Origin of the sequence: Nostoc sp. (genome assembly GCF_036917455.1) — a bacterium.
Classification (GTDB): domain Bacteria; phylum Cyanobacteriota; class Cyanobacteriia; order Cyanobacteriales; family Nostocaceae; genus Nostoc.
On the sequence record NZ_JBALDK010000029.1, the window covers coordinates 1 to 4565 of the forward strand.

Consider the following 4565-nt stretch of genomic DNA (forward strand, 5'->3'; position numbering starts at 1 on the left):
TCAGTACCCATCGCACCGCCTTACATTCGGGATAATTTATGGTTTTATGTCGAAAATAAGACATTTGATCAGAAAAAAGTGGTGCAGGCGATCGCCACAATCCAACAATGGATTGATACAGGAATTTCAATGGAACTACTGTTTAATCTGAACGCTGGAGTTTATTTCCCCGACGAACCTGAGCGTTCTCTCACCGCTCTTGATATTTTTGAAACCCTAATGCTGGCTTGGGAATTGGGTTGTAAAGCAATCTACTATATTCGCACTGTCCAAAAAGATAGTTTCAAAGAATCAAATGAGCAATGTGTTGCTTGTGCAAGCTGAACACCAGTTATCAGTAAACAGTTACTTGTACTGAGCGTTCGCGTAGCGTCCCGCAGGGAAGTCGTACCCCTACGGGGAAGCAAGCTACGCGGAGCGTCTTGCTCCAGAAGTATCAGTTATCAAGCATAGGCAATGGACATTACCCATTGCCCAATTAAGAGTGAAAACTAATCAAAATAGAATTAAAATGTACCAACCAAGACAATCTTTAATGCCGATTAATCCCGTTTTCAATCCGAACGGGAATGATGATACAGCCAACCGTTTAATATGGTTCGGGGAGACTACGAACTTAATGCAATTAAACGACGTTCGTTACTCGTGGGCTGTGTCTCTCTACCGTCAAATGCGAGAGAATTTCTGGGTTCCCGAAAAAATAGACATTACTCAAGATGTAACAGATTACGCCAATCTCACGCCTGGAGAACGACGTGCATTTGATGGCATCCTTAGCTACCTGACGTTTCTCGATTCGGTGCAAACCTGTAATGTGCCTCATATCAAAAACAGCGTTACTGCACCAGAAATTGCATTGTGTATGGCAGAACAAATTTCCCAAGAGGCGATGCACAATCAGTCTTATCAATACATTATTGAGACGGTGATTCCCAGCGATCGCCGTACACACGTCTATGATTTTTGGCGGAGCGATCGCATTCTCAAAGAACGATGCGAATTCATCGCTGGACTATACCAAAAGTATGTCGATAACCCCACACCAGAGAATTATTTCATATCGCTGTTAGCGGATTACTTGTTGGAAGGATTGTACTTCTACAATGGGTTTATATTTTTCTACAATCTGTCATCACGAATGCTCATGTCTGGGAGTGCCGATATCTTTAGAATGATTAACCGGGATGAACTCTCCCATGTGCGCCTGTATCAAAAATTGATTCCAGAAGCGATGCAAGTTTTCCCCCACAGCCGCGAACAAATCTACGAAATGTTTGCTCTAGCCGTCGAGCATGAATGCAAGTGGACAGGACATATTGTTGGAGATGATATTCTGGGGATTACGGCAAACAGTACAGAACAGTACACAAAATATCTGGCAAATGCTCGCTTGAAGGCGATCGGTTTAGATCCATTATGGACAGAAGCTATCTATAAAAAAAGCCCCTATGCTCACTTGGAGCGTTTCTCAGATACTAAGAAAGAAGCTCACACGAAGGCAAACTTCTTTGAGGCGAGTGTCACCAGTTACGTCATGTCCTCTAGCATTGAAGGTTGGGATGATTTCTAAAAGGGGGTCTAACAACCCCAATGTACCCGACCGCCGAGAGATGATTTGTGAGGCGTTCAGAGATTGTCTGCCGCGGGTGATTGGGAACGTTAAGTCGCTTAGTCTTAGGATGGTGGCAATCACCACTCTTTGAATTTTTGCTATGTTTAAACATGACCAAGACATAATCTAAGATTGTGCCTTGGTCGAGAATATAATGTTGATAATTTCAACTATGAACTACCGAAACTACATTACGATCGAACCAAATAAACGCGGTGGTAAGCCTTGTGTACGCGGCTTGCGAATTACGGTTTATGAAGTGCTTGAGTACTTGGCTTCCGAGATGACGGAAGCAGAAATTATCGACGATTTTCCCGATCTGACGCGAGAAGATTTAAAAGCTTGCATTGCTTATGCTGCCGATCGTGAGCGTCGGTTTATGACTGCTCCATTATCTGCATGAAATTACTTTTTGACGAAAAGTTGTCACCTAAGTTACCAAGCCATTTGAGTGATATTTTCCCAAATTCGCTTCATGTTCGACATGTGGGCATGAAAGCAACGATTCTCCCTAGGAGAGGCTTCGCCAACGACCCAATAGTTTGGGATTATGCAAAAAACAATAATTTGATGATTGTCTCAAAAGATGCAGATATGCACGACCTGAGCTTAGTATTTGGGAACCCACCGAAAGTTATTTGGCTTCGCGCTGGAAACTGTTCGACATTACAAGTTGAAAATTTGCTATGTCATAATTTTAACGCGATCGAGTTATTTTATGAAGATGAAAATTTATCGTTGCTTGCTTTATCATAATGCATCGATGGCTTTGGATCTCTTCCCAGGGTTTTTACAAATGGAGAAAACATAATGGCGATCGCCGTACACACGTCTATGATTTTTGGCGGAGCGATGCCTGCGGCGGGCTGCGCCTACGCATTCTCAAAAAACGATGTGAATTTATCGCTGGATTATACCAAAAGTATGTTGAGAACCCCACACCAGAAAATTATTTCGTATCGCTCTTGGCGGATTATTTGTTGGAAGGTTTTTATTTCTACAATGGGTTTATATTTTTCTACAACCTGTCATCATGAATGCTGATGTCTGGGAGTGCCGATATCTTTAGAATGATTAACCGAGATGAACTCTCCCATGTGCGGCTGTATCAAAAATTGTTTCAAGAAGCGATGCAAGTTTTTCCCCACAGCCGCGAACAAATGTACGAAATGTTTGCGATCGCTGTCGAGCATGAATGCAAAATGCTACCAGAAGGAAAAACAAACTGCCAAATCCAATCATACTTGGCTCTGGGATATTTTCTCTCTAATGCGAAAGGTAAATAAACCGAACCGTAACCTTTTTGTAAATCTTGTTGATGTAAATTTTTACACTTTGTATAGGCTTCCTTGAGAGTTTCCCTTGTAAACAGGGAATTCTTGTTTATAGCGTAGTTATTTCGCAGAAAGGATATACCCCTTTGTAGTAAGTGAGTAGAATTAGTTTTATGACAATAGACTTCGGCAGTATCAAAAGCTACAATCCTGATAGAGGATTTGGGTTTGTCGGTCGTACTTTTCTTAATCCTAATGGAAAAGTTTTCTTCCATATCAAAAAAATCCAGAAAAAACATCCTGAATTAGCCCAAAAATTGGACAATAGCGAAGCTTTTGAAACAGTCAATTTCTGGTATGAAATTGAAACAAATGAAAAAGGCGAACAAGTTAGTAAGCTTTGGCTAAACACAGAAAATATCCCTCAAAGTTACACACATGAATTATATGATTTGATCCAAAAAGTAGAGAGTATTTGGAAAAATATAGACTCTCCAAAACCTAGTTGGCTTGACCTTGTAACGATAGAGTTGGTTGGAGTTGGTCGCAGACATGAAGTAAGTGTTGAGCGAGATAACTTAGAGAGCCAACTTAGAGCAGCAGAGGAGGAGCGACGCAGGAAGGTAGAAGCTCTACGAGAAAATGAAATTGGAAGAATAGCTAAGGAGCATAAGTTAACAAAACCGGAAGCTGATAAGTTAGAGCAACTATTAGCAGAGATGCGTCCTTTAAATTTTACGCATAGTAAGCGACTCTCGGCATATATTGTAAACAATCGACTTGGTTATAAGTATCCAAATATCTCAGGTATTGTGAGAATGGAAGAAGCAGGTAAAGAATGGGATTTGCATGGGGGATTTCCTCCGGGTATTTATAAAGTTATTTGCAGGGAACTCAATTTGGATAACCAGAGGACTAGTGCCAGAGCAAAAGACTTTGAATCATTTAACGATATCTATGTAAATAAATCAAGAATAACGAAGAACTCGATCAATAGTAAATAGAAATTAGACAGAAATGAGTAAACCCTTTTACAAAAATAAACTTGCAGGTAGTTATGGTGTCCTTGAAGGACAAGTATTCTCAAGTCAGTCTTCCTTTCTTCAACTTAGGCTTGTAAACGCTGTTGGCGGAATGGTTGAGTTGAGTCATCAGCACGAAAATGTCACGACTGAAAATCTAGTTCAAGTCTCACCGGAGGAAGTTCAAAAGGCTCTACTGGGTTTTTAGTTAAGTTGTTGAAGCCTGCCTAACACTGCGTTGGTGCGGACGGAGCAGAGGTTAACGGTGAGAGTTCAAGCTTGTCTGCCGCCGCACAACTTCACCGTTAAATCATCAAAAGCGTATTTAATCCTGTACGTAGTCTTGTCCTGTCACCAACGCCCATTCTGCTCGCATAAACTCACGTCCCAAGTAAGCCGCATGATCCAATCGGCTCACTGGAGAAGGTTTTGTTGATTCAAACAGTTGAATGCAAATTTCTTTAGCAGTTCTTCCTGTAAATAGGACAGTAGGTTGTCGTTCCACTTTGACCGTTGCAGGAATCGGCTTTCCGGTTTCTGGATCGATAGCTAATCCTTGCTCATTAGACATCTCCAAAATAGTAATATTCTGTGGTAAAAGAAGATTGCGATAAGTTTTTGACACAAAAATATGAGTGACATACTGAAGCACATTGA

8 protein-coding genes and 1 pseudogene are annotated in these 4565 nt (G+C 41.1%); 8 read left to right on the top strand and 1 reads right to left on the bottom strand.

Annotated features, from left to right (window positions below; genetic code table 11):
* The 8 genes and pseudogenes from V7K42_RS03225 to V7K42_RS03260 all read left to right on the top strand — a co-directional run.
* Positions 1 to 324 (top strand): annotated as a pseudogene (locus V7K42_RS03225) (ribonucleoside-diphosphate reductase subunit alpha); the annotation flags it as partial.
* Between the two features lie 187 nt (positions 325 to 511).
* Positions 512 to 1570, top strand: coding sequence for a ribonucleotide-diphosphate reductase subunit beta (locus V7K42_RS03230; RefSeq protein WP_334913484.1), 1059 nt, complete (start codon positions 512 to 514; stop codon positions 1568 to 1570).
* A gap of 214 nt (positions 1571 to 1784) precedes the next feature.
* Positions 1785 to 2015, top strand: a complete 231-nt coding sequence (locus V7K42_RS03235) for a DUF433 domain-containing protein (protein ID WP_334913486.1) — start codon at positions 1785 to 1787, stop codon at positions 2013 to 2015.
* Positions 2012 to 2368, top strand: coding sequence for a DUF5615 family PIN-like protein (locus tag V7K42_RS03240; protein ID WP_334913488.1), 357 nt, complete (start codon positions 2012 to 2014; stop codon positions 2366 to 2368). Before V7K42_RS03235 ends, V7K42_RS03240 begins: the two co-directional genes overlap by 4 nt.
* Positions 2368 to 2649 carry a hypothetical protein gene (locus tag V7K42_RS03245; protein WP_334913490.1) on the top strand — a complete coding sequence of 94 codons (282 nt, stop codon included), beginning with the start codon at positions 2368 to 2370 and terminating at the stop codon, positions 2647 to 2649. Before V7K42_RS03240 ends, V7K42_RS03245 begins: the two co-directional genes overlap by 1 nt.
* 33 nt (positions 2650 to 2682) lie before the next feature.
* On the top strand, positions 2683 to 2898 hold the full coding sequence (locus V7K42_RS03250; protein ID WP_334913492.1) for a hypothetical protein: 216 nt from the start codon (positions 2683 to 2685) through the stop codon (positions 2896 to 2898).
* Between the two features lie 161 nt (positions 2899 to 3059).
* The gene (locus V7K42_RS03255; RefSeq protein ID WP_334913494.1) at positions 3060 to 3890 is read left to right on the top strand and encodes a cold-shock protein; all 831 of its coding nucleotides are present in this window, start codon (positions 3060 to 3062) and stop codon (positions 3888 to 3890) included.
* A gap of 13 nt (positions 3891 to 3903) precedes the next feature.
* A complete protein-coding gene (locus V7K42_RS03260; RefSeq protein WP_334913496.1) occupies positions 3904 to 4116 on the top strand; it encodes a hypothetical protein in 213 nt (70 codons plus the stop codon).
* Between the two features lie 117 nt (positions 4117 to 4233).
* Here V7K42_RS03260 and V7K42_RS03265 read toward each other — a convergent pair whose 3' ends face one another.
* Positions 4234 to 4560, bottom strand: coding sequence for a DUF4346 domain-containing protein (locus tag V7K42_RS03265; protein WP_334913498.1), 327 nt, complete (start codon positions 4558 to 4560; stop codon positions 4234 to 4236).
* Positions 4561 to 4565 lie beyond the last annotated feature (5 nt).

Excerpts from the sequence above, each read along its gene's own strand:
- V7K42_RS03230 (WP_334913484.1), top strand. The coding sequence starts at position 512 with ATGTACCAACCAAGACAATCTTTAATGCCGATTAATCCCGTTTTCAAT.
- V7K42_RS03235 (WP_334913486.1), top strand. The coding sequence starts at position 1,785 with ATGAACTACCGAAACTACATTACGATCGAACCAAATAAACGCGGTGGT.
- V7K42_RS03240 (WP_334913488.1), top strand. The coding sequence starts at position 2,012 with ATGAAATTACTTTTTGACGAAAAGTTGTCACCTAAGTTACCAAGCCAT.
- V7K42_RS03245 (WP_334913490.1), top strand. The coding sequence starts at position 2,368 with ATGCATCGATGGCTTTGGATCTCTTCCCAGGGTTTTTACAAATGGAGA.
- V7K42_RS03250 (WP_334913492.1), top strand. The coding sequence starts at position 2,683 with ATGATTAACCGAGATGAACTCTCCCATGTGCGGCTGTATCAAAAATTG.
- V7K42_RS03255 (WP_334913494.1), top strand. The coding sequence starts at position 3,060 with ATGACAATAGACTTCGGCAGTATCAAAAGCTACAATCCTGATAGAGGA.
- V7K42_RS03260 (WP_334913496.1), top strand. The coding sequence starts at position 3,904 with ATGAGTAAACCCTTTTACAAAAATAAACTTGCAGGTAGTTATGGTGTC.